Here is a 23,158-nt window from a genome sequence, read left to right on the forward strand (position 1 = left end):
GAAATGATCGAACCCGGGATAACCTTGAAAGTATGTCGATTCACGATTTTTCGGTTACCACGGCGGACGGCGAAGATCATTCCCTGAAACAGCACGCGGGCCGGGTGGTGCTCATCGTCAATGTGGCCAGCAAGTGTGGCTTCACGCCGCAATACGAAGGTCTCGAGGCGTTGTACCGGGAACTCCGGGGACGCGGGCTGGAGATCCTCGGTTTTCCGTGCAATCAGTTCGGTGATCAGGAACCGGGGACCGACTCCGAAATCCAGGAGTTCTGTTCGGCGACCTACGGCGTCACGTTTCCGGTGTTCGGCAAGGTCGAGGTCAACGGGCCCGATGCGGATCCGCTGTTCACCTACCTGCGCGCCGAGGCGCCAGGTGACTTCGGCCCCTCCGCCGGGCCGCTGTACGAGCACATCCGGAGTACGCGCCCGGAAGCGCTCGGCACCGACGAGGTGAAGTGGAATTTCACCAAGTTCCTGGTCGACGGCGACGGCAAGGTGGTCCGACGTTTCGAGCCGACGGTGACACCGGAGCAGATCAAGCCCCAGATCGTCGCGCTCCTCGAGTGACGACAGCGTGGGCGGGCAGCGTGAGGAACTGCCCGCCCACATTGTTCGTGCCTTGGGCCGGTCAGCCCTGCGCGACCACCCGCGTGGGGCTGAGGTGCAGGACGATGCGGTTGTCCCGGGCAGTGGGGAAGGTGTCGGGGTCGTGGCCGTAGTGGCGGAGGATGCGGTCGAGCACCGTCAGGCCGGGGTCGGGACGGACGCTCGCGGTCGCGCGGACCTCCAAGGTGCGGTACGGATTCGCGGGGTCGACGATGAACAACGTCGCCTTCGGACGGGCGACGACGTTCCGGTACTTCTGGCGGTTGGTCATCACGGAGGTGAGGATGCCGTCCCCATCGGCGAGGTACCACAGTGCGGTGACCTGAGGGGTGCCGTCGGCGCCGATGGTGCTCAAGGTCGCCACATGCGCACTCTCCAGGAGGTCGCGATGGGTCTCGGGAACGGAGTTCATGGAGAGCCTTTCGGTGGAGTTGGGTGGACATCGCCGCCGGCCCGCCGATTGGCGGGTGGCGGGCGGCGACCAGGCGGCGGTCGGCGGGTACCGGCCGGCCGGCTGTGCGGTGAGACTTGCCGCATTCGAAGCGGTCGGCAGAAGTAGTACGGGCAGCTGACCCGGAAAGGACGCGAATGATGGACTGGCCGGCCGGAGAAACGGCGTTCGTCACCGGAGCGGCGTCGGGGATCGGTCTTGGCATCGCCCGTGCGCTGCTCGGCGCGGGAGTGAAGGTGGCACTCGCCGGGATCGACCACAGGCGGCTCGCCGAGGTCGCGGAGGACCTGGCCGGAGCCGGTGGCGCCGTGATGGCGGTACCGCTCGACGTGAGCGACCCGGGCAGCTGGACCAGGGCGGCCGACCGCGCGGAGGACGCGCTGGGGCCGGTCTCGATCCTCTGCAACAGCGCGGGAGTCACCGGGAGCGGTCCGGGTGGCGAGACGTCGCTCGACGCGTGGCGCTGGCTGCACCGCCTCACCGTGGAGACGCAGTTCCTCGGCGTGGCGACGTTCCTCGCGCGGTTCAGCAGCCGCGGCGGTCGCGCGCACATCGTGACCACCGCGGGCCGGGCCCCGCTGGCCGGCGTGGACGACTGCGCCGCGGCGCCGAACCTCGCGGGCGTCCGGTTCGCCCTGGCGCTCCGCCACGAGGTCGCGGGTACCGGCATCGGGTTCTCGGTGCTCTGTCCCGGTTCGGCGGACGACCCCGATCACGTCGGAGAGCAGGTTCTGCGCGCCATGCGCGAGCGGCAGACGTTCGTCCTGGGCCCTCCGCCGCCGCACGGCTGGGAACAGGCGGCGGCCGAATGCGCGTCCGGCGCCTGGGCGGAGCTCGTGGACGGGCTGCTGGTCAGCGGCGCGCGTCGGATCTGATCGACATCGCTTCGCCGGTGGCATGCTTTGCCCGGTACCGCTCAGTAAAGGGGGGAGAAGTCGGTGGGATCGAGGAACGTCGACGTCGCGCTGGCCGTCACCTGCTCGCCGCTGGACCGGGCGGCGATCCAGTCGGGATCCGCCCAGAACGCCGCCCAGGATTCCGCTGCGGCTTCCCGGCTGGCGTGAGCCACGAGGTACACCAGGTTCTCGGTGGGGTTGCCCTCGTCGTCGGTCTGGACCCAGTAGCCGATGCTGGTCATCCCGTGCTTTTCGAACAGCGGCACGGCGTGCTCGCGGAAGCGGGTCAGGAGTGCGTCCAGTTTGCCGGGGACCGCGGTGTACGTACGGAGTTCGAAGGTGCGCGTGTCTGCCATTAGATCAATCTATCTAGAGGAGCGGCCCCGGTCAACTCTTCCCGATGAGCCCGCGGAAGATCGCTACGTCACACAATGCGGGACATTAGAGCGATCTGTCGGGTACGGTTGGGGGCATGTCTGCTACCTCGTCAACCGTCGAAGGGCAGCCGGACACGCGGGCCCGTCTGGTGGAGGCCGCGTCCGAGCTGTTCAGCCGTCAGGGCTACGCGGCCACGGGCGTCAAAGCGGTCCTCGCGGCCGCGCGCGCACCCTACGGGTCGCTGTACCACTTCTTCCCCGGAGGCAAGCAGGAACTCGGCGTCGCCGCGGTGGAGCGCGGCGGCGAGCGCTACCGCGAGCTGCTGGAGGCGGCGTACCCGCCGGGCGCCGACGTCGTCGAATCCACGGCGGCCTCCTTCGTCCTCGCTGCCGACATCCTGGAGGCGTCCGATTACGCCGACGCCTGCCCGATCGCGACCATCGCGCTGGAGGTGGCCAGCACCGACGAGCCGATGCGGGCCGCGGCCGCGGCTGCGTTCGAATCCTGGCTGAAAGTTCTGGAGGAGCGCTTCACGACGGCGGGGATGACCGAAGATCGTGCCCGCGAGGTGGCGGTGGAGATCTTCTGCCTGATCGAGGGTGCCGATCTGCTGGCGCGCACCGCCCGGTCGACCGCGCCGCTGCAGACCGCCCGGCGGGCCGCGGTCAACGCCGTGGCGGCCGGCCTGGCCGCCAGCCGCAACGAACGCGCGGATCAGGGCAAAGCCGCGCGCTGAGGTTCCAGCTGACCTGGCGGGGTGCCATAGGCGCTCCGGAAACGCCGCGTCGGGTGACCCGGGGGAGTCCGCGCGGGGGTGTGCGGGCAGGGCGGGGGCGCGGGTGCTCCTGGCCTCATGGGCGCGTCGTCGTGCCTACGCCGCGAGAGTGGCTTCGAGGACGAAACTAGCGGTGCGTGGCGCGGTGACTGACGCGCGCCGCGGCCGTGATCCTCCCGTCCGCGGCGCCGCCCGGACTGGGCGGCCCGCCATGATCACGTGCGGCCAATCGCGCTCTCCTGCGGCAGAAGCGGCAGGATTCTCCGTCCGACCCGGCCCGGAGGCGGGAGTGGCGACCGTCGTTACGGTAGCTAAATAGACCGTTCTAGTCGAGCCTTGACGTCCGTGAATCTCGCGGTCTAGGGTGGTGTGCATCACTAGATCAATCTATCGCCTGCCGGTGCGGGCTCGCCCCGCTCCTGATCCGACCCGAGGTTTTCCCACCCAGTGACGAAGAGGTCAACGATGACCAGTGCCGTGCTCCTCGACGCAGGCCGGTCGGCAATCGTCCCGGATGATCCCGGCCTGCCCGAAACGCCCGTGGGTCTCACCGAAGACCTCATCCGCGCGATGCTCTCCAGAACGCGCCTCCGCCCGGCCGAACTCACCGACTTGTTCCTCGCCGACCCCCGCTGCCTGTCCACGGGCTGCTCGGCGGGCGAGGCGGGGTGGGTCTTCGAACCGCCGCCGTTCGGGCTGAGCACGACGGTCTGCGCGAGCAGTTCAACGGCCGTGCAGCAGGCGATCCGGACGATCGAACGGCAACCGGAGGTCGTGGCCGTGGTCGCCGCGATCGACTTCGGAGCGGTGCCGGCAGGACCTGGCGAGAGCGCTGCCGAACTCCTCAGGCACCAGCGCGCGGCGCGGATGGTCGCGGCCCGTTGGGACGTCGCGCCCGATGAACTCGGCCGCTGGGCCCGCTGGTCCGCCAAGCGAGCCGCCGAGTGCTCGGCGGCCGGGGACTTCGCGGCGGAGATCCTGTGCACCAGCCGTGGTTACCTCGCCGACCGCTTTCCCGATCCCGCCCCGGGCGACGCGTTCAGCGGTGGGTCCGGTCGAGGTGCGGCAGCGGTGCTCGACGACGGGCCGGCTGTCCCCGCCTGCCCGTCCCGCGGGGCCAGCGCGATGATCCTCGCCAGTGAAGCCAACGCCGTCGAACTGGGGCTGCGGCCGCGTGCCTGGCTGCGCGCGACCGGCACCGTTCGCGGGCACACCTGCTGTGGCGTAGCGCCACCCGCCGGTGCGGTCGATGAGCTGCTCGCGCCCTGCGGGCTCGACGTCCACGAACTCGACCAGCTCGAGGTCCCGGAGAAGTTCGCCGTGACGCCGATCGCCTGGATCAAGGAGACCGGGATCAGCCCCTACCTGGTGAACCCCCGCGGCGGCGAGCTCGCGTTCGGTCACCTTCCCCGGTCCGGTCATCTGCGGTCGCTGGTGACCATGCTGAACTCGCTGGAAGCCACCGGCGGCCGGGCAGGTGCGGTCGTGGCCGCCGAGCGTGATGCGACCACCGGCGTCGTCGTCCTCCGCGACTGAGACGGGGCGGTGACCCTGAGCGGAGCAGAGCGCCGCTGAACCCGGCGGCGAGTACCAGCCGCGCAGGCAGGGGTACTCGCCGCCGGGGGAGGGATCAGCGGACCTCGGTGGTCTCCAGGTCGGCGTCCGCGCGGGCGATCAGCGCGCGCTCGGCCGCGATGTCGAGGCTGCGGCACGCCAGCAGGTACACCGCGCCCGACACGACCAGCCCGGGCAGCATGGCGATGTCGGTGCCGCCGAGCAGCCGCGCCACCGGTCCGGTGTAGAGCGCGGAGTTGACGAACGGCAGCATCGCGACGAACCCGGCCGCGTAGGCGAGCAGGCCCCGCCAGCCCCAGCGGCCGTACATGCCGCGCGGGTTGAAGATTTCCCGGATCGAGTAGTGCGTGTGCCGCACCCAGAAGAAGTCGACCAGGTTGATCGCGGTCCACGGGGTGAACAGCAGCAGCAGGATGCCGAGGAAGTGCTCGAACTCGTGCAGGAAGTTCGCCGACGCCGACAGCGCCACCGAGGTGGACAGCACCGCGCAGATCAGCAACGTCACGATCCGCTTGGCGCGGCTGGACCGCACCGGCCGCACCGAGTCCGCGATGGACAGCAGGGTCAGCGACGCGCCGTAGAAGTTCAGCCCGGTGATGGTGATCAGCCCGAGCAGCGCGAGCACCACCAGCACGGTACCGAACCCGGGGAAGATCGCGTTGCCGGCCTGGTGGATCGCCTCCGAGGTGTTCAGCCCGGCGTTGACCGAGGCGGCCACCGCGCCGACCAGCATCATCCACGCCCCGCCGATCAGCGCCCCGAGGTAGGTCCACCAGAACGTGGCCCGCACCCCCACGGTGCGCGGCAGGTAGCGCGAGTAGTCCGACACGTAGATCGCCCAGCTGAGCTGGTAGGCCGCGGCGACGAAGAACTGGATGGCGAACGCTTCGGCGTGGAAGCCGGACGCGGAGAACTGCCCGGACGGGATCCGGCCGGTGAACCCGATGCCCACGCTGAACACGCCCAGCACCAGCAGCAGCCCGTACGCCAGCCACCGCTGCGCCTTGTGGATCCAGTCGTAGCCGAACACCGCCAGCAGCACGGCGAGCACGGTGAACACCAGGTAGGCCACGGTCGGGTCGACGCCGAACAGCAGGTGCGCCGCCTCACCGGCGAGCAGCTGGTTGAAGGCGTTGTAGCCGAGGTAGGTGACCAGGGCGACCACCCACACCAGCAGCGCCCCGAGGTAGCCGAACTGCGGGCGGGACTGGATCATCTGCGGCAGCCCGAGCTGCGGGCCCTGCGAGGAGTGGAACGCCATGAAGAAGGTGCCGAACGCGCAGCCGGCGATGATGGCGATACCGGTCCACAGCAGGTTCGACCCCATCGAGATGCCCAGCACGCCGGTGGCGACGGTGGCGAGGTGGGCGTCGCCGGTGAACCACACCGGCCACAGGTGCCAGGCCTTGCCGTGCCGCTCGCGCAGCGGCACGTAGTCGATGGAGCGGGATTCGATGCCCCGCAGGCCGCCGGGGCGCGGCGGGGTGTTCCGGGAGTTGACGACGGTGTCCATGACTCCTCCGGTGGGGTGAACGGTCAGGTGCGGTTGAGCGCGGCGTAGGCCAGCTGCTCGAGCAGCAGCGCGGTCCGGTGCGAGGACTCGGCGGCCGCGGCGATGACCTGCTTGGTCCACGCGAGTGCCTGCGGCGGCGCGGCGGCGAGTTCGGCGGCGAGCGCGCGGGCCCGCTCGATGTGGCTCCCGGCGGGCACGACCTCGCTGATCAGGCCCCAGCTCGCGGCCTCCGCGGGTGAGAACCGGCGGCCGCGCAGCACCAGGTCACGGGTGCGGGCCGGGCCCAGCTCGCGCACCGCCCTGGCGACGCCGCCGGAGCTGGGCAGGATGCCGAGCCCGATCTCGGGGAAGCCGAACTCGGCCCGCTCGTCGGCCACCCGCAGGTCGCAGGCCAGCGCGAGTTCCAGGCCGCCGCCGAGGCAGTAGCCGGTGATCGCGGCGACCGTCGGCTGCGGCAGGTCCGCGACCGCCTCGTACACCGCGCCGGAGGTGCGGTAGTAGGCGGCGATCGCGGCCGGCGTCATCTCCCGCAGCTCGGTGACGTCCGCGCCGGCGGAGAACACCTCCGCCCCGCCGGTGATCACCACCGCGCGGGCGTCCACAACGGACGGTGACCGCAGCGCGGCGGCCAGCCGCGACTCCAGGTGGGTGGACAGGGCGTTGCGCTTGGCCGCCCGGTCCAGGGTGACGACGGCGATGCCGTCGGCCGTCGCCACCCCGACCGTGCCGGCGCCCGGCCCGGTCACCCCGCCTCCGGGAAGGTGACCAGCGAGCCCAGTCCGCGCTTGGCGACGTGGTTGGCGATCACCAGGCGCTGGATCTCCGAGGTGCCCTCCCAGATCCGGTCGACCCGCAGTTCGCGCCACAGCCGCTCGACCGGGTACTCGCGCATGTAGCCGCGGCCGCCGAAGATCTGCTGGCACCGGTCGGCGACGCGGTTGGCCGCCTCGGACGCGGCCAGCTTGACCGTGGCCGCCTTGGCGTGCAGCGTCTTGCGCACCACCGGGTCGCTCAGGTCGCCGTGGTCGAACTCCCACGCCACCTGGTGCGTCAGCGCCCGGTTGGTGGCGATGTCCACCACCGAGTCGGCGATCATGCCCTGGATCAGCTGCCGCTCGATCAGCGGCACCCCGCCCTGCACGCGTTCCCGCGCCCAGTCCGTGGCGAGGGTGAGCGCGCGTTCGGCGGCACCGATCGTGCGGGCGCCGATCATCAGCCGCTCCTCGGTGAACCAGTCCCGGGTCAGCTCGTAGCCCTGTCCGACGCCGCCGAGCACCGCATCCGCCCCGAGCCGCACGTCGGTGAAGGTGAATTCGGGGTGCTCGTAGACGAAGGTGTGCGTGTAGCGCGGCACCCGCTTGATCCGCACCCCCGGCAGGTCGGTGTCGACGAGGAACATCGTCGGCCCGCCGTCCGGCACGTTCGCCAGCACCAGCAGGAAGTCGGCGGCGTCGCCGACCGTGACGAACCACTTCTCGCCGTTGAGCACGTACCCGTCGCCGTCGCGGACGGCCGTGGTGGCGATTCCGGACGGGTCGGACCCGGCGTCGGCCTCGGTGATCGCCACCGCGTCCCGGCGTTCGCCGCGCGCGTCCGGCACCAGGTAGCGCTCCCGCTGCTCGGGGGTGGCGTGCACCAGCGGGTTCGCCGGCCGCCACACGGTGTCCCACAGCGCGTTGGTGAGCTTGCCCAGCTCGTCCTGCACCACGACCTGCTCGAGTACGGACAGGCCGGCGCCGCCCCACTCGACCGGGGTGTTGATCGCCTGCAGACCGCTGGCCAGGACCTCCTGCCGGATGGCGGCGTGCGCCTCGGGCGGCAGGCCGTTCTCCCGCTCGCACTGGTCCTCGTACGGCATGATCTTGGCGGTGAGGTCGGCGGCCCGCTGCTTGAGCTCGGCCAGGCGGGGGGAGTAGGCGAAATCCATCGGGATCCTTTCGGTGTCGGGTAAAGCGATTTCAGTCGTCGGCGAGGACGATGCGGGCGTCGAGCGCGGTGACCCGGCCGGGCGCGGCCAGCAGGGGGTTGATCTCCAGCTCGGCGATCTCGGGGTGGGCGGCGGCCAGGGCGCTGATCGTGGCGACGACCCGCGCGGCCGCCGCGACGTCGACCGGTGGGCGGCCGCGGGCGCCGGTCAGCAACGCCGAGGCGCGCAGGCCGCGCAGCAGCCGCTCGGCGCCGGCCTGGTCCACCGGGGCGAGTGCGAAGGCGACGTCGGCGAGCACCTCGGTGAACACCCCGCCGAGGCCGACCATGACCACCGGCCCGAACCGCGGGTCCCGGCGCACGCCGGCGATCAGCTCGACGGTGTCGCGCAGGTCGGCCATCGCCTCGACGGTGTAGCCGGGCGGGCGCAGCCGGTCGTGCATGTCCGCCAGCGCCGCCCGCACATCGTCCGCTGTGGACAGTCCGAGTGCGACACCGCCGGCGTCGGACTTGTGCAGCAGCCCTTCGGCCTTGAGCACGACGGGGTAGCCGATCCGCCCGGCCGCGGCCACCGCGTCCGCGGCGGTGGTGACGCGGGCCCCGTCCGGGAACGGCACCCCGGCGGCGGCGAACAGCGCGCGGGAGGCCCAGTAGCCGTCGTCGGTGACCGGTTCGGCCGGTGCGGGCCACGCGGCCGGCGCGGCAGGGGCGGGGGCCGACCCGAGCAGCGCGAGGGCGCGGGCGGCCTGTTCGACGGCGCCGAACACCGGCACCCCGCGCTCGGCGAGCGCCCGCGCTGCCGGGCTGTCCGCGCGCATGGTGTGCACCACCACCGGCTTGCGCTGCCCGCGCACCAGGTCCGCGATGCGGTGGGCGGTGGCCAGTTCCCCGGCGCCCAGCCGTTCCCCGTACTCGCGGTAGCCGCCGAAGTAGCCGGTCATCAGGACCGCGTCGGTGTCCGGTTCGGCCAGGGTCACCTCGAGCACGCGGGCGAACGAGGTGATGTCCTGCTCGCCGGCGCCGGCCAGGTCGATCGGGTTGCGCACGCCCGCCGAGGGCGGCAGCTCGCGGCGCAACGCGGCGGACAGCCGCGCGGAGAACTCGGGCACCGCGAGGCCGGCCGCTTCGGTGACGTCCGCCGCGACCGAGGCGTGCCCGCCGCCGTCGGCCAGGACGGCCACCCGGCGCACCGCGACCGGGCCCTGCTGCCGCAGGGTGGCGGCCAGATCGGCGAGCTCGCGGGGAGTCGCCACGCGGTAGACGCCGGCCGCGCGGCAGGCGGCGTCGATGACGTCGCTGTCGGAGGTGAGCGATCCGGTGTGCGACGCGGCGCCGCGCACCGACGCCGCGCTGCCGCCGACGGTGAGCAGCACGACGGGTTTGCCGGCCGCCCTGGCCTGTGCGGCGGCGTCGACGAACTCGCGGCCGTCGCCGAAGTCCTCGCAGTACACCGCGATCAGCTCGGTGCCCGGGTGCCGCGTGCACGAGCGGATCAGGTCGGCGACGCCCACGTCGGCCTGGTTGCCGAGCGAGGCGAAGCGCGCGAACCCGAGGCCGTGGCCGGTCAGGAACCCGCTCAGCTCCAGCGCCATGTTGCCGCTCTGCGACAGCAGGCTGACCGTGCCGGACGGCATGGGGTTGGAGGCCAGCGTGAGCCCGGTGGTCGAGTCCGCCACGCCCAGGCAGTTCGGCCCGAGCAGGACGGCCCCGGCGGCGCGCACCCGTTCGGTGACCCGCTGCTGCAGAGCCCGGCCCTGTTCGCCGAGCTCGGCGAAGCCCGCCGTGATGCCCACGACGGCGCGGGCGCCGACGGTGAGGGCGTCCTCCACCGCCGCCTCGAACCCGGCCGCCGGCACGGCCACCACCACCAGGTCGACCGGTTCGGCGAGCTCGGCCAGCGAGCGGGCCGCGGTGCGGCCGAGGACGGTCCCGCCGCGGCGGTTGACCAGGTGCACCGGACGGCGGCCGAGCATGCGCAGCGCCTGCACCGCGATCCAGTTGCCGTACTTCGACTCGTCGTCGCTGGCGCCCACGATCGCGACCGACGCCGGGTCGAACAACACGTCCACGTCCCGCCCGGCGCGGGGGAGCACGGCGGTCATCGCACCGCCTCCGGGACCGGGTGGCCGGTGCCCCACGCGTCCGCGCCGCCGTCGACCACGATCGTCGTCCCGGTGACGTACCGGCCGCCGGGCGAGGCGAGGAACGCCACCACGTCGGCGACCTCCTCCGGCGTGCCCAGCCGCCCGAGCGGCACCGCCTGCGCCCAGCGCGCCCGATCGGCCGCCGCGTAGTTCTCGCGCAGGCCCTCGGTTTCGATGGTGCCGGGCGCCACGCACAGCGAGCGGATGCCGTAGCGGCTCCACTCCAGCGCCAGCCCCGCGGCGAGGTTCTCCAGCGCGGCGCGGGCGGCGGTCGCGTGCACCATGCCGGGGATCCCGCGGCGCGGCGAAAAGGCGAGGAAGAACACCACGCCGGTGCGCGCGGGGATCATCGCGCGCACCGCGACCTCCCGCGTGACCGCCCAGCTGCCGTCGACCGCGAGCCGGTGCACGGCCCGCCAGCCCTTCGCGGTGATCTCCTCGGCGGGTGCGGCGAACTGGCCGCCGGCGTTGTTGACCAGCACGTCGATCCGGCCGAACTCGGCCAGTGCCCGGTCCACCAGCCGCGTGACCTGCTCCTCGTCGCGGATGTCCGCGGGCACGGCGAGCGCGCGGGCGCCGAGCTCGGCGATCTCCCCGCGCACCTTCTCCAGGTGCTCGGCGCGCCGGCCGGCCAGCACCACATCGGCTCCGCATCGCGCCAGCGCGACCGCGGTCGCCCGGCCGATGCCCGTACCGCCGCCGGTGACCAGGGCGATCCGCCCCGCCAGCGCGTCCGGCCGGAGCACGCCCTCGTGCCCCTGCCCGTCGAGTGTCATCGAGCCCACCCTTCTCCGTCCGGTCTGACTGATGCGTCAGTTAGCGGCATGGCGGGGGTTGTTGTCAAGAGGCGCCCTCGTTCCCTGGCGGAGAAGAACGCTGGTCAAAGTGCCGTTTTGGCCGGGTGGATTCGCCTTGACCGATCCGGTAACCGACTCTGACTGACGCGTCAGTTGAACGGTTGTGGTTAGATCGGGGCCGGGAGAAGCACCACGGCAGAGGGAGGACCAGGAGTGCCCACCGCGGCCGAGAGCGCCACCAGCACACCGCCCGCCGAACCGGAACGGGACGCCCGGCGCGCGGCGATCCTCGACGCGGCCGCGCGGCTGATCGCCGAGCGCGGCTACCACGCCGTGCGGGTCGCCGACATCGCGCGCGAGGTGGGGACCAGCACGGGTGCGGTCCACTACTACTTCCCGGGCAAGAACGACGTGCTCACCGCGGCGCTGCGCAGCGCGGTGGACCGCGCGTTCGAACGGCAGAGCGCGGAGCTGCGCCGGCTGGACGACGCGCACGCCCGGCTGCTCCGGTTGATCGAGATGCAGCTGCCGAAGGTCGGGGTGGTGCGCGACGAGTGGTCGGTGTGGATGCAGTTCTGGGCGGAGGCGACGATCAACCCGGAGCTGCGCCCGGTGCACAACGCCTTCTACGCCCGCTGGCACGACACGATCGCGCGGATCGTCCGCCGGGGCCAGCGGCAGGGCACCTTCTCGGCCGACGTCGACCCGGACGAGGTGGCCGTGCGGCTGAGCGCCCTCACCGACGGCCTGGCGATCCAGGTGCTGACCGGCGCGCCGGGCATCACGGTGACGGTGATGCGGGAGCTCCTGGTGGATTTCGTGCGACGCGAACTGTCCGCCTGACGCCGGGCGGCTGGTGCGTGTGACAAGCGTCCGGCAAGGAGGCCGATCACGTCCGTTCACGCGCGGTACAGGTGCCGGGTGTTCTCGCCGTGCAGACTTCGCCGGACTCTCGGGCGAGCGGACAAGGCGGCAGCAGCATGGCGCACACGGTGGACCGGCGCGGATTCTTCACCCTCACCGGAGGAGCGTTGGGCGCGCTGGCGCTGACGCACCTCCCGGACGCGTCCGCGGCGGAGCTCGACCCGGCCCCGTTCACCCTCGGTGTCGCGTCCGGGGAACCGGATCACACCAGCGTCGTGCTGTGGACCCGCCTGGCTCCCGACCCGCTGGACGCCGCGACGGGCGGGATGCCGGCGCGGCCGGTCGCGGTGCGCTGGTCGGTGGCCCGGGACGAGGGCTTCCGGCACGTGATCGCCTCCGGCGAGGTCACCGCCGAACCCGCCGCGGCGCACACCGTGCACGTCCTGGTCGGAGACCTCGCTCCGGACAGCTGGTACTGGTACCGGTTCGAGGTGGACGGCACGCGCAGCCGCACCGGCCGCACGCGCACGCTGCCCGCGCCGGGCGCGAAGCCGGACCGCCTGCGGTTCGCGTTCGTGTCGTGCCAGTCCTGGGTGGGCGGGCCCTACCCCGCCTACCGCGATCTGGCCGGACAGGACCTCGACTTCGTCGTCCACCTCGGTGACTACATCTACGAGACGGCGGGCGGCAGCCTCGCCGAGTTCCGGCGCCTGCACGCGCTGTACAAGACCTCGCCGGACCTGCGTGCCGCGCACGCCCGGTTCCCGTTCTTCCTGACCTGGGACGACCACGAGGTGCAGAACAACTACGCCGGCGCGGTCGCCGGCGGCGCGGGGGACGGGCGCCCCTTCCTCGAGCGCCGCGCCAACGGGTACCAGGCCTACTACGAGCACCTGCCGATGCGGCCGCAGCAACGCCCCGACGGTCCGGACGCGCTGATGTACCGCCGGATGGACTTCGGGCGGCTGGCGCGGTTCAGCATCCTCGACACCCGTCAGTACCGGTCCGACCAGGCGCTGGGCGACGGCCGGAAGCAACCGTCCGGTGAGGTGTACGACCCGGCGCGCACGATGACCGGGCCGGCGCAGGAGCGGTGGCTGCTGGACGGGCTCGCGGCCTCGAAGGCCACCTGGAACGTGATCGCCCAGCAGACGATCATGGCGCAGTTCGACTACGACCTGGGTCCCGGGCAGATCGTGAACCTCGACCAGTGGGACGGCTACCCGCCCGCCCGCGCCCGCATCCTCGGCTTCATCGCCGAGGAGAAGCCGTCCAACCCGGTCGTGCTCAGCGGTGACTGGCACACCCACTGGGTCAACGACCTCAAGACCGACTTCGGCGATCCCGCCTCGCCCACGATCGCCACCGAGTTCGTCGGCACCTCGATCTCCTCGGGCGCGGGGTGGGACGCCGACGTGCGGCAGGGCCTGCCGGCGAACCCGCACGTCAAGTTCTACAACGGCAGCTACCGCGGTTACGTGCTCTGCGACGTCACGCCACAGCGGTGGCGCAGCGATCTGCGCATCGTGCTCAACGCCCGCGACGCGGCCTCCCCGGCGTACACCCTGGCCGCGTTCGAAGTCCGCGACGGCGTTCCGGGAGCGCAGCGCGTCGACGGTGGCGACGGCCTGGCCGGCCGCGTGACCGACCAGGCGACCGGTGCACCGCTGGTGAACGTGGAGATCACCGTCTCCGACACCGCCGGGACCGTCCTCACCAGCACGACCACCGACCCGGCAGGGGACTACATCACGTTCGTCCCGCCGGGAACGTACACGGTGAGCGCCAACGGCGTCGGTTACGACCCCGCGGCCCGGGCCTCCGCGATCCGCGCGAACGGCCGGACGACGGTGGACTTCCCGCTCAACCGGGCCACGGCGGGCGCGCGGACCGGCCGTCTCGTGCCCGGGCCGCAGTCGGAGGCGTCCACATCGGACATCGTGCTGTCCAACGACATGCTGGCACTGGCGGTTTCCGCGGTCACGAACGATCCGCAGCTGACCGGTGTCACCGCGGGCAAGCCCCTCGATCTGGCCGCCGTCGGTCACCTCGACCAGATCGACTGGATCAACCTCCCGTACGCCTCGGCGGCGCAGCCCCGGGGTGGTAGCGCCTGGCAGCAGCGGACGGTGCGCTCCACCGCGGTCGAGATCACCTCGCCCACCACGGTGCGGGCTTCCGGCGCCAGTGTGGCCATCCCGGACATCGAGGTGATCACCACCTTCGGCATTGCCACCGGCCGGCGGTGGGTCAGCGCGGAAAGCGTGTTCACCAACCGGGGCACCACCGAGCACACGCTGTGGGTCGGGGACGTGCTCGACCACGACGGCGCCGGCCAGCGCAGCGGCGTCGCCGGGCACGGCACCATCACCGCCTCCGCCCCGGCCGACTTCACCCCGGCGCGCCCGTGGATCGGCATGACCGGATCGGACCGCCAGACCTACGGGCTGGTCTACGACGACACCGCTTTTCTCGCCTACGCGTGCGGGATCTGGGTCATGAGCCAGCGGCGGATCACCCTCGCCCCGGGCGAGGCCTTCACCCTCCGCCGGCGCATCGTCGCCGCCGACAACGGCGGCGCCACCGACCCCTTCGCCCTGCTCGACGACCTCGGCTGAGTTCCGAGCCGCGACGGTGGGCCTGGAGCGCGCCCGAAAACCTGGTGTCCGCGGTGGAGAGGTTCCGGCCACGCGCGGTCGACTTCGGGGGTCACCGTGCTCCACACCGCCACACGCCGAGCACCCGATCACGGCGCAGCAGAGCGAGTGGTCACTGTGGACCCGTTATCTCGAAGCGGACATCGTGCCGGTGTGCCGCGAGCTCGGCGTCGGTATCGTCCCGTTCCCCGCTCGGGCGCGGTTTCCCCACCGGCCGCTACGACTCGGTAGACCCGCCCTGCCTCGGGGAGCTCGCCGTGGCCTGGGTGCAGCACCGGGGCGAAGACGTGGTCCCGATCGCCGGCACCCGGCGGCAGCGGTACCTCGAGGAAAACCTCGCGGCCCTCGAGGTCGAGCTGACCGCCGACGATTTCGCCGTGATCGAGACTGCCGCCGCGGGTGGGCAGTTCGCGGGCGACCGGTACGACGCGACCAGTCTCACCTTCGTCAACGGCTGAGCCGGAACGCGAGGTGCCCGGCCGGAGCGGTCCGGCCGGGCACCCGCGGCGTCACCGCCGCAGAACGTTCACCAGCAGCGTGTGCACGGGGTCGTGATCGCGCACGTCGTGCAGGCGGGCACGACCGCCGCGCACGGTGTACCAGTCCAGCGCCCCGGAGTAGCGGACGTGGGCGACGAGGTCGCCGTTGCCGTCACAGGTGGTGCGCAGTTCGAGGGCACCGGTGATGGTGCCGACCTCCTCGGTCCACACTCCCTCCGCTGGTGCGGTGAACGGCGTGCTCCGCCGGGTCATGAGGCGCACGTGTTCAGCATGCTCTGCAGCGCGGACTTCTCGGCGGACTGCAGCGTCAGGCCCCAGTGGTACTTGGAGCGGACCCACATCTTGGCGTACGTGCAGTGGTAGGCCGACCGCGGCGGCTTCCACGCCGCCGGGTCCTTGTCGCCCTTGGCCTGGTTGACGTCGTCGGTCACGGCGATCAGCTGCGGGTAGGTGAGGTCGTTGGCGAAGCTCTGCCGTTTGCTGGTGGTCCACGAGTTCGCCCCGGATCGCCAGGCTTCGGCGAGCGGCACCACGTGGTCGATGTCGACGTCGGAGGCCGCGGACCAGGTGGCGCCGTCGTACGGGCTGTACCAGCGGCCCGAGGTGGGGTAGCAGTCGCTGCCGGGGACGACGTTGGATCCGTCGCGTTTGAGCACGGTCTCGCGGGTGTTGCAGGTGCCGGAGATGGTGATCCAGTGCGGGAACGCCTCACGCGAGTAGCCGGTGGTGGAGCCCTCGGCGGCGACGGTCAGTGCGTTGAGTTCGGCCTGGGCGGTGGACTTGCTGGGGATGTTGGGCGGGGTGGCCGACGCCGGGGCGGCGAGGGTCACGGTCAGGGTGAGGGCGGCGGCGCTCACGCCGAACACGCGGCGCCGGGACAGGACAGAGCGCAGGGACACTGGTTTCTCCTGAGGGTCAGAGGCCGGTGCGGAACGGGCCGGTGACCTCGTAGGTGATGCCGCCGCTGGAGGAGCCGGTGGTGCCGCGCTGGGAGGAGAAGTACAGGCGGTTGCCCGCCGGGTTGAACGCCACCCCGCACAGTTCGGAGGCCGACTGGCCGGTGACGCGCAGGAACGGGGCCACGACGTCGGTGGGGGTGATGACGCAGATCTCCATGTTGCCGCCGTCTTCGGCCACGAAGAGGTCGCCGACGTGGGCGTCGGCGGTGATGTTGTCGACGCCGGTCAGCGGCGGGTTGCTGGTGAGGTCGTCGTCGTAGACGGTCTGCAGGGTGTTCGCGGCGGCGTCGTAGACCCAGACCTTGTTGTCGCCCTTGGTGGTGAAGTAGCACTTGTCGTTGCGGTAGTAGGCGCCTTCGCCGCCGTTGAACACCTTCATGCCGGAGACCTGCTTGCGGGTGGTCGTCGGCGAGCCGTCGGGGTCGGGCACGGTGGCCCAGGTCAGGTCGTTCTTGAGCACCTGGAGGGTGCCGGCGGACAGGTCGCCCCAGACGGTGGGGACGAAACGGTAGAACCCGCCGTCGGTCTTGTCCTCGGTGAGGTAGACGACCTTGCGCACCGGGTCGCAGGCGGCGGCCTCGTGGTTGAACCGGCCCATCGCGGCGCGCCGGACGGCGGGTTTGACGCCCGTGGGGTCGGTTTCCCAGCAGTAGCCGGTGTCGACCTCCTCGCAGGAGATCCAGGTGTTCCACGGCGTGGCGCCGCCGGCGCAGTTGCGGTTGGTGCCCGACAGGATCCGGTAGGCGCCGGTGATGGTGGCGTTCGCGTCGAACCGGATCGCGCTGGCCCCGCCGCTGCCGCTGATTTCGGAGTTGGAGACGTAGATCCAGCCCGTTCCGTCGGCGAAGCAGGCGCCGCCGTCCGGGGCGCTGTGCCAGACGTAGCCAGTGCCGGCCACGGTCTGGGTCGAGCGGGCGATCACCCGGCTGGTGAAGCCGGAGGGCAGCATGATCCCGTTGGCGTCGGCCGGGAGCAGGCTGCCATACGGGCTCGGCCCGGTCTTGGCCGGATAGGCGAGCGCTTCCCGGGTGACGCTGAACCCGAAGGCCGCCGAACCGGCGCCGACGACGGCCGCACGCAAGAAACTACGACGTTCCACGGAGTGTCCTTCCGCTACAGGGGGAGGGGAAGCCGGCCGGCGAAAAGTACGGTAAGGGAGGAATCTGGCGCGTGAACACGGTTCGCCGTGAACTGTGCGTTGCCGGGACATGACCGGAACGCGGTCTTCTGCGCGGGTTTCTCGCGCCGTGGAAAGGCCCCCGCCCGGATGCGCTCCGGACGGGGGCCACTCGGGCGACGATCGGTCAGCCGTCGGATTCCGAGGACGGGATGTAGGCACCCGGCACCTGCTCCGGGGCGAAGATCCGGTCCTCACCCGGGTAGGGCTGGGCCCACCCGTGCGTCTGGTACCACGTGAAGTGGTCCATCTGCGCGGGGTTGGCGTAGTCCGGCACGGCATCCGGCCCGGTCAGGCGCTGGTGTCCCTGCCACTCCGCCCACTGCGCCGCCACCTGCTGCTTGTCCGCCGGCACCGCGTCGGTCGCGACGGCTGTGGCGGTGGCGTTCTGCGGAGCCGGCACGTCCGCGCCGCACGGGGGCGGCGTCTTCAGGCCCGCGGTCAGCGAGGTCCGGTTGGGCAGGGCGGTGAACGGCGTGAAGTCCGGCGTCTGGGTGAACGCCGCGCTCATCGGGGTCGCCGCGCTGTCCTTCTGGTTCATCGGGTGGATCCCGAGGATCTGCTCGATGGTCCGGATCATCGTGATCTGCGAGTAGTAGCGGCTGTCGACCACGCCGTGCCGCGCCCACGGGCTGATGATCTGGATGGGGGCCCGGTGGCCGTCGATGTGATCCAGCCCGGCCTGCGAGTCGTCCTCCACGATGAAGATCGCCGAGTCCTTCCAGTACGGGCTGTGCGAGATCGTGTCGACGATCTCGCCGACCGCAGCGTCGTTGTCCGCGACCTGGGCGGCGCCGTTGGGCGGGCCACCGGTGTGGTCGCTGGACAGCCAGAACATGTTCAGGTTCGCCGGCCCGTTCCGGGCGAAGTCACGCTTCCAGATCTCGGCCCGGTAGATGTCCGGCACGCTGGTGTCGAACTTCGGGAACCCGGGCACCGACACGTCGTTGAGCGAGGGAATCGGCGAGGACGACACCATCGGGTAGGCGGTGTCCTGGCCGGTCGCCTGCATGTTCCTGGTGTCGCAGTACAGGTTCTGCCAGGTCGCGCCGGCCGGCTTGGTCAGGAACTGCTGGAACTCGCCGAAGTTGCGCACCGACTTCCCGGCCGCCTGGGCGCCGGACCAGATGAAGCCGGTCCGCTGGTGTCCCAGCGCGTCGTCCTCGGTGTCGTAGCTGCGGGCGTACTCGCCGGCCGAGGATTCGGTGTATTCCGGGTTGTCGGCCTGCATCAGCCAGTTGTGGCCCTCGGCGGAGTTGGTGCCGATGTCGTAGGTGTTGTCGTACAGCCCGAACTGGCGGGCCAGCGCGTGCTGGTTCGGCGTCACGTTCTCGCCGAACTGCGCCAGCGCCGGGTCGCCGTTGCCCTCCGGCATGTCACCGAAGACCTGGTCGTAGGTCCGGTTCTCCTTGACGATCAGGAACACGTGGTTGATCGTCGACGGCTCGCCGAGCTTCTGCGGGACCGGCACCGGGGTCTTGCTGCCGTTGTCCTTGGCGAGCTGTACCGAGTTGCCGATCCACCCGTTCTGCTGGAAGACCTTCGCCGTGTAGCCGTGGATCGCGGCGTCGCTGGGCAGCCGGAACTTCTGCAGGCTCGCGGTGGTGTCGTGGGTGGCGTGCCCGGCCGCGGTGGTGGGACGGCGGGCGTCGATGCCGCGGGTGTTGGACACCAGCACGTCGTCGCCGACGGTGGTGATCTCGGCGGGGAAGTAGTCCGTGGGGAGCAGGCCGACGTAGCTGACCGGCTCGAGCGGGCTGGTGTACCGGTAGACGGCGACCGCGTTGGCGCGGCCCAGTGTCACCAGCAGGTGCCCGTCACCGGTGAGGGTCACCCCGTCGGGCTCGTACCCGACCGACGCCTCCGGCCACGGCTGGGTCGCGATGGTCTGGACGACCTTGTCGCTGCCGGTGTCGATGACCGAGACGTCGTTGGTGGCGGTGTTGGTGACGAACAGGGCGCCGTTCTTGGCGTACAGGGCGGTCGGGTGCAGGCCGACGTCGATGCTGCGGGCAGCGGCGGCCGGGTTCGCCAGGTCGATGACGCTGACCGTGCCGGTGGTGGTGGCGCCGGTCGAGGGGTCGGCGGGGACCGGCGTGTTGTAGGAGTTCAGCGTGGGCTCGCCCGGCTGGGCCGGACGGCCGCCCTCGTTGCTGACGTAGAGCTTGGTGCCGACCTGGACCAGGTCCCGCGGGGCGTTGCCCACGGCCCAGCTCCGCTGGATCGCGCCGGTCGCCGCGTTGATCGCGACCACCCGGTTCTGGCCGTTGACCGCCGAGTACACAGTGGAGCCGTCGGAGGAGAACACGGCCTCACCGGCCAGCGCGTGCCGGGGTCCGTCGGCCGGGATGGCGACGAAGGCCGGGTTCGCGACGCTGCCGTCCGGGTTCACGGTGAACCTGCGGTAGCCGTCGGTCTGGCCCAGCCACAGCTGCTTGCCGTCGGGCGAGTAGGTGGGGCCTTCCTGGCCCACGTCGTTGCCCGGGATGCGCAGGTTCGCCGCGGCGGAGTTGCCGACGAGCTGCTGCACCTTCCAGGTCTTGAGGTCCACGATGGACAGTGCCAGCCCGCCGTCGGTGATCGAGGCGGCGAGGTGGGTGCCGTCCGGGCTGACCGCCGACGACATGATCTTGCCGTTGTTGAGGACCAGGCGGTCGCCGATCGGGTCGATGTACTGGTCGGCGGAGACGACCTGGCCCCGGTCGGTGACCTGGCCGACCTGGTCGTCGCCGAACTGCTGGGTCTGGGCGAGGCCGATCCCGGTGCCGGTGACGACGAGCGCCAGCGTGGTGGTGCCGGCCGCCGTGAGCCGGGTACCACGCCGGCTCTTCCCGGTCCGCCGTCTGCGGCGTGTTACCTGCATTGACTATCCCTTCGTGGTGGGGAGGAGCCCGACGGTGCCGTCGAACTGCCAGAGGGGGTTCGGGGTGTCCCCGGCGGGGGTGTGCACCTGGAAGTAGCCGTTGACTTCCTTCGGTCCGTCGCCGTCGGCGACGAACCGCCCGTCGGGGGTGACGTCGAGCTGGTAGATCGCGGTCCCGGTCGCGTCGATTCCCGGGAGGTGCCAGGAGACGACGCAGCGCCAGTCGTTGCCCGGTCCTTCGGGGGCGACCAGGCCGTCGCCCTTGGTGCAGGCCGCGGTGGCGCCGAGCTGGTCCTCGGTGACGTCGGGGCGGTTCAGTTGCGCGGTCTGCAGGCGGTAGAGGTGGGCGAACGCGGTGGCGACCGACCGCTGCAGCTTCTCCTGCCCGATCCCGGACCCCGCGGCCGGGATCGAGATCGCGACGACCCCGATGGTGACGGCGAGGAGCGCGGCCAGCGGCAGCGCGCCGAGGGTGAGCGCGCGGCGGGCGGAGCCGTCGTCGGTGAGGTTGGTGAAGTCGCGGCGCCGGAAGACCAGGTAGGCCAGCGCGGTCGCCGCCACCGTCCACACCAGACCGGACGCGACGCTGATCAGCAGCGGGCCGAGTTGTGCGGGGTCGGTGAACAGGCCGTTCCACGCGATGAACGCGTAGGTGGGCAGGGCCAGTCGCACGACGACGGGCAGCGGCAGCATCTGGGCGAGCGCCATCACCAGCGCGACGACCGCGGGCAGCAGCAGGCCCATCGGCGACCGTCCCAGCGCGACGGACCCGAGCAGCCCGATCGCGGCCAGTGCCAGGGTGGGGGCGAGCGCGCAGACCCAGGCGAGCAGCACCTTCCCGGCGGCGTCCCCGGGGGTGAGCAGGTGCCCGTCGAGTCCGACGAGCGGCCGGCTGCCGGCCGCGAGGAGACCGCCGGCCGCGCTGGATGCCGCCAGGCCGGTGACGAGCACCAGGAGGACGGTGAGACCGGCCAGTGCCTTGGCGGCGAAGATCCGGCCCGGCGAACGCACCGCCACCAGCAGGTGCCGCCAGGTGCCGAGGCGGTCCTCGGAGGCGAACACGTCACCGGCGACGACCGAGGTCAGCAGGGGCAGCGCGTAGGTGCCCGCGAAGCCGAGCATCACCAGCGGCCCGGCCCAGCCGGTGGCGTTCATCCACCGCCCGAAGAGGGTGTCCACGGGCAGCGAGCTCTGCAGGCTGACCGCGGCGACGACCACCGCGGGCGCGATCCAGCACGCGAGCACCAGCAGGCGGATCCGCCACTGGGAGGTCAGCTTGACCAGTTCGAAGCGGTAGCCGCGGGCCACCGGGACGGGGCGGGCCGGGGCGGTGGCGACGGTCGCGGTCATCGGGTCGGCTCCTGGTGCTCGGTGAGGGCGAGGAACGCGGCTTCCAGAGGTGAGACCACGGGGGCGAGCTCGCGCACCGGGATGCCCGCGCGGACGAGCCGGGCCACCATCTCGTCGAGGGCGGGCACCGGGGCGCGCACGACGAGCGCGTCGCCGGTGCCGGCGAGGTGGACTCCGGGAGTGCCGGCCGCGATCCCACGGGCCGCGTCCGGATCGGGGGTGCGCAGCCGGTACTCCAGGTCCCGGCTCTCGGCCGCGAGTTTGCCCAGCGGGCCGGAGAACACGACCCGTCCGGTGGCGAGGATGGTGACCTCGGAGCACAGCGCCTCGAGGTCGTCCATGCGGTGGCTGGAGAGCACCACCGCGGTGCCCTCCTCGGCCAGCCGGTGCAGGACCGCATGGACGTGTTTCGTGCCGGCGGGGTCGAGGCCGTTGGCGGGCTCGTCGAGCACCAAGAGCCGGGGCGCGGTGAGCAGCGCCGCGGCGAGGCCGAGCCGCTGGCGCATGCCGAGGGAGAACCCGCGGACGCGGTCGTCGGCGACATCGGTGAGCCCGACCTGCTCCAGCACGTCGCCGATCCCGGCCGTCCGGGCGTCGATGCCGCGGAGACGGGCCAGCGCGGCGAGGTTCTGCCGCGCGGTCAGCGACGGGTACAGGCCGGGACCGTCGACGAATCCGGCGACACCGCCGGGAGCGGCGGGGGCCTGCGCGCCGAGGATTTCGAGGCTGCCGGCGTCGGCGACGGCGAGGCCCAGCAGCAGGCCGAGCAACGTCGTCTTCCCGGCGCCGTTGGGGCCCGCGAGGCCGTGGATCTGCCCCGGCGCCACGTCCAGGTCGACCCCGTCGAGCGCGACGACGTCCCCGAAGTACTTGCTGATCCCGCGAGCTCGCACGGTCTGCATGGGGTTTCCTCAGCTCCTTCACAGGTCGGCTTCAGAAACTTAGGTACGGCAAGTGACTCGGTCCGGCCGGCTGGATGAACGACGGTGGAACGCGGGCTGACCGCCACGTCGCTAACGTCGATCGTGGACATTTCGGACTGGTTCGCGCCGCGAGTCTCGGCAGGCTTCAGTCGATGTTGGTTCGCTCGTAATATGAGCCGCCTCGACGGTCCGGGAGGAGAGTGCGCTCATGGCCACTGACGCGGTCGGCACCACCGGTACAGGTCCCCGGCCCAGAACGGCCACTGTGGATCTTCCGTTCGTCCACGCCGAGTTCCGCGCACCCGACCTGCACCTTCCGCGCGTCCCCACGCCGCGGGTGCCGATGCCCAACCGCGGCGAGCTCACCTCCGCGCTGGACACCGTGCGATCCTTCCTGCCGCCACCCCGGCAGCTCGCCTATTACGGCGCGCTCGGGGTCCTGGCCGCCGTGGAACTGATCGAATGGCCGGTCGCGGTCGCGATCGGTCTCGGCACGGCGGTGGCCGGACGCGGCGGGCAGCCCGGTGCGGCCAAGCCCGCGGAATCCACCATGACGCCGAAACCGGCCGGACCCGCGCAGGTGGCCGCCCCGGCCGAGCCGGCCAAGCCCGTGGATACGACTACCCCGGCGCCGCAGGCGACACCCGCGGCCCCGGCAGCGCAGCACAAGCCGCGGGCGGCGGCGAATCGCGCCACGCCGGCGGGGCAGCCCGTGCCGGCGGGTGCGCCCCGGCCCGTCCCTCCGCGCCGGAGCAAGTCCACGCAGCCGGGGAGTGGCTCGGCAGCTGACGGTACGTAAGCG

At 71.9% G+C, this 23,158-nt stretch carries 20 protein-coding genes and 1 pseudogene; 8 read left to right on the forward strand and 13 right to left on the reverse strand.

Translation table 11 applies throughout. The features are described from left to right. The first annotated feature begins 32 nt into the window (after positions 1-32). A complete protein-coding gene (locus IE290_RS03250; protein WP_191242984.1) occupies positions 33-569 on the forward strand; it encodes a glutathione peroxidase in 537 nt (178 codons plus the stop codon). A 61-nt stretch (positions 570-630) separates the two neighbouring features. Here the strand turns inward: IE290_RS03250 and IE290_RS03255 are convergent, their stop codons facing one another. Continuing rightward, a complete protein-coding gene (locus IE290_RS03255) occupies positions 631-1,020 on the reverse strand; it encodes a PPOX class F420-dependent oxidoreductase (RefSeq protein ID WP_191242985.1) in 390 nt (129 codons plus the stop codon). Between the two features lie 179 nt (positions 1,021-1,199). Here IE290_RS03255 and IE290_RS03260 point away from each other — a divergent pair, with 179 nt between their 5' ends. Then, entirely contained in the window at positions 1,200-1,934 is a 735-nt protein-coding gene (locus IE290_RS03260) for an SDR family NAD(P)-dependent oxidoreductase (protein WP_191242986.1), read from the forward strand. Positions 1,935-1,975: 41 nt separating this feature from the next. On the opposite strand, the gene IE290_RS03265 is transcribed toward IE290_RS03260, so the two are convergent. Continuing rightward, a complete protein-coding gene (locus IE290_RS03265) occupies positions 1,976-2,311 on the reverse strand; it encodes an NIPSNAP family protein (protein WP_191242987.1) in 336 nt (111 codons plus the stop codon). A gap of 116 nt (positions 2,312-2,427) precedes the next feature. On the opposite strand from IE290_RS03265, the gene IE290_RS03270 reads away from it, so the two are divergent. Both IE290_RS03270 and IE290_RS03275 read left to right on the forward strand, forming a co-directional pair. Continuing rightward, the gene (locus tag IE290_RS03270; RefSeq protein WP_191242988.1) at positions 2,428-3,069 is read left to right on the forward strand and encodes a TetR/AcrR family transcriptional regulator; all 642 of its coding nucleotides are present in this window, start codon (positions 2,428-2,430) and stop codon (positions 3,067-3,069) included. A 504-nt stretch (positions 3,070-3,573) separates the two neighbouring features. Beyond that, positions 3,574-4,644, forward strand: a complete 1,071-nt coding sequence (locus tag IE290_RS03275; protein WP_191242989.1) for an acetyl-CoA C-acetyltransferase — start codon at positions 3,574-3,576, stop codon at positions 4,642-4,644. A 94-nt stretch (positions 4,645-4,738) separates the two neighbouring features. Here the strand turns inward: IE290_RS03275 and IE290_RS03280 are convergent, their stop codons facing one another. The 5 genes from IE290_RS03280 to IE290_RS03300 are packed head-to-tail and all read right to left on the reverse strand — an operon-like array spanning position 4,739 to position 11,042. Further along, positions 4,739-6,196: a purine-cytosine permease family protein gene (locus tag IE290_RS03280; protein WP_191242990.1), complete on the reverse strand. Its 1,458-nt coding sequence runs from the start codon at positions 6,194-6,196 to the stop codon at positions 4,739-4,741. A 23-nt stretch (positions 6,197-6,219) separates the two neighbouring features. Continuing rightward, on the reverse strand, positions 6,220-6,942 hold the full coding sequence (locus tag IE290_RS03285) for an enoyl-CoA hydratase/isomerase family protein (RefSeq protein ID WP_191242991.1): 723 nt from the start codon (positions 6,940-6,942) through the stop codon (positions 6,220-6,222). Beyond that, positions 6,939-8,123 carry an acyl-CoA dehydrogenase family protein gene (locus tag IE290_RS03290; RefSeq protein WP_191242992.1) on the reverse strand — a complete coding sequence of 395 codons (1,185 nt, stop codon included), beginning with the start codon at positions 8,121-8,123 and terminating at the stop codon, positions 6,939-6,941. The genes IE290_RS03285 and IE290_RS03290 overlap by 4 nt, the downstream gene beginning before the upstream one ends. A gap of 31 nt (positions 8,124-8,154) precedes the next feature. Beyond that, a complete protein-coding gene (locus IE290_RS03295) occupies positions 8,155-10,224 on the reverse strand; it encodes an acetate--CoA ligase family protein (RefSeq protein WP_191242993.1) in 2,070 nt (689 codons plus the stop codon). Continuing rightward, positions 10,221-11,042: an SDR family oxidoreductase gene (locus IE290_RS03300; protein ID WP_191242994.1), complete on the reverse strand. Its 822-nt coding sequence runs from the start codon at positions 11,040-11,042 to the stop codon at positions 10,221-10,223. Before IE290_RS03300 ends, IE290_RS03295 begins: the two co-directional genes overlap by 4 nt. Before the next feature lie 234 nt (positions 11,043-11,276). Between IE290_RS03300 and IE290_RS03305 the strand changes: the two genes are divergently transcribed. The 3 genes and pseudogenes from IE290_RS03305 to IE290_RS03315 all read left to right on the forward strand — a co-directional run. Beyond that, a complete protein-coding gene (locus tag IE290_RS03305) occupies positions 11,277-11,906 on the forward strand; it encodes a TetR/AcrR family transcriptional regulator (protein WP_191242995.1) in 630 nt (209 codons plus the stop codon). A 137-nt stretch (positions 11,907-12,043) separates the two neighbouring features. Continuing rightward, positions 12,044-14,545 carry an alkaline phosphatase D family protein gene (locus IE290_RS03310; RefSeq protein ID WP_191242996.1) on the forward strand — a complete coding sequence of 834 codons (2,502 nt, stop codon included), beginning with the start codon at positions 12,044-12,046 and terminating at the stop codon, positions 14,543-14,545. Positions 14,546-14,657: 112 nt separating this feature from the next. After that, a pseudogene (locus tag IE290_RS03315) lies at positions 14,658-15,042 on the forward strand (aldo/keto reductase); the annotation flags it as partial. Positions 15,043-15,093: 51 nt separating this feature from the next. On the opposite strand, the gene IE290_RS03320 reads toward IE290_RS03315, so the two are convergent. The 6 genes from IE290_RS03320 to IE290_RS03345 form a co-directional block, all read right to left on the reverse strand. Then, complete coding sequence (locus IE290_RS03320) at positions 15,094-15,345, reverse strand: hypothetical protein (RefSeq protein ID WP_373300380.1); 252 nt, start codon at positions 15,343-15,345, stop codon at positions 15,094-15,096. Beyond that, positions 15,333-15,941: an HNH endonuclease family protein gene (locus IE290_RS03325; protein ID WP_373300411.1), complete on the reverse strand. Its 609-nt coding sequence runs from the start codon at positions 15,939-15,941 to the stop codon at positions 15,333-15,335. Before IE290_RS03325 ends, IE290_RS03320 begins: the two co-directional genes overlap by 13 nt. Before the next feature lie 58 nt (positions 15,942-15,999). Then, positions 16,000-17,142 (reverse strand): alkaline phosphatase PhoX, encoded by a 1,143-nt coding sequence (locus IE290_RS03330; RefSeq protein WP_191242997.1) that lies wholly within the window; start codon positions 17,140-17,142, stop codon positions 16,000-16,002. Positions 17,143-17,347: 205 nt separating this feature from the next. Next, entirely contained in the window at positions 17,348-20,083 is a 2,736-nt protein-coding gene (locus tag IE290_RS03335; protein ID WP_191242998.1) for a bifunctional YncE family protein/alkaline phosphatase family protein, read from the reverse strand. Positions 20,084-20,086: 3 nt separating this feature from the next. After that, positions 20,087-21,433, reverse strand: a complete 1,347-nt coding sequence (locus IE290_RS03340; RefSeq protein WP_191242999.1) for an ABC-2 transporter permease family protein — start codon at positions 21,431-21,433, stop codon at positions 20,087-20,089. Continuing rightward, entirely contained in the window at positions 21,430-22,335 is a 906-nt protein-coding gene (locus IE290_RS03345; RefSeq protein WP_191243000.1) for an ABC transporter ATP-binding protein, read from the reverse strand. The genes IE290_RS03340 and IE290_RS03345 overlap by 4 nt, the downstream gene beginning before the upstream one ends. Before the next feature lie 286 nt (positions 22,336-22,621). Here IE290_RS03345 and IE290_RS37620 point away from each other — a divergent pair, with 286 nt between their 5' ends. Further along, positions 22,622-23,155, forward strand: a complete 534-nt coding sequence (locus tag IE290_RS37620; protein ID WP_229874086.1) for a hypothetical protein — start codon at positions 22,622-22,624, stop codon at positions 23,153-23,155. Positions 23,156-23,158 lie beyond the last annotated feature (3 nt).

The organism is Amycolatopsis deserti (assembly GCF_014653945.1).
Lineage (GTDB): Bacteria > Actinomycetota > Actinomycetes > Mycobacteriales > Pseudonocardiaceae > Amycolatopsis_E > Amycolatopsis_E deserti.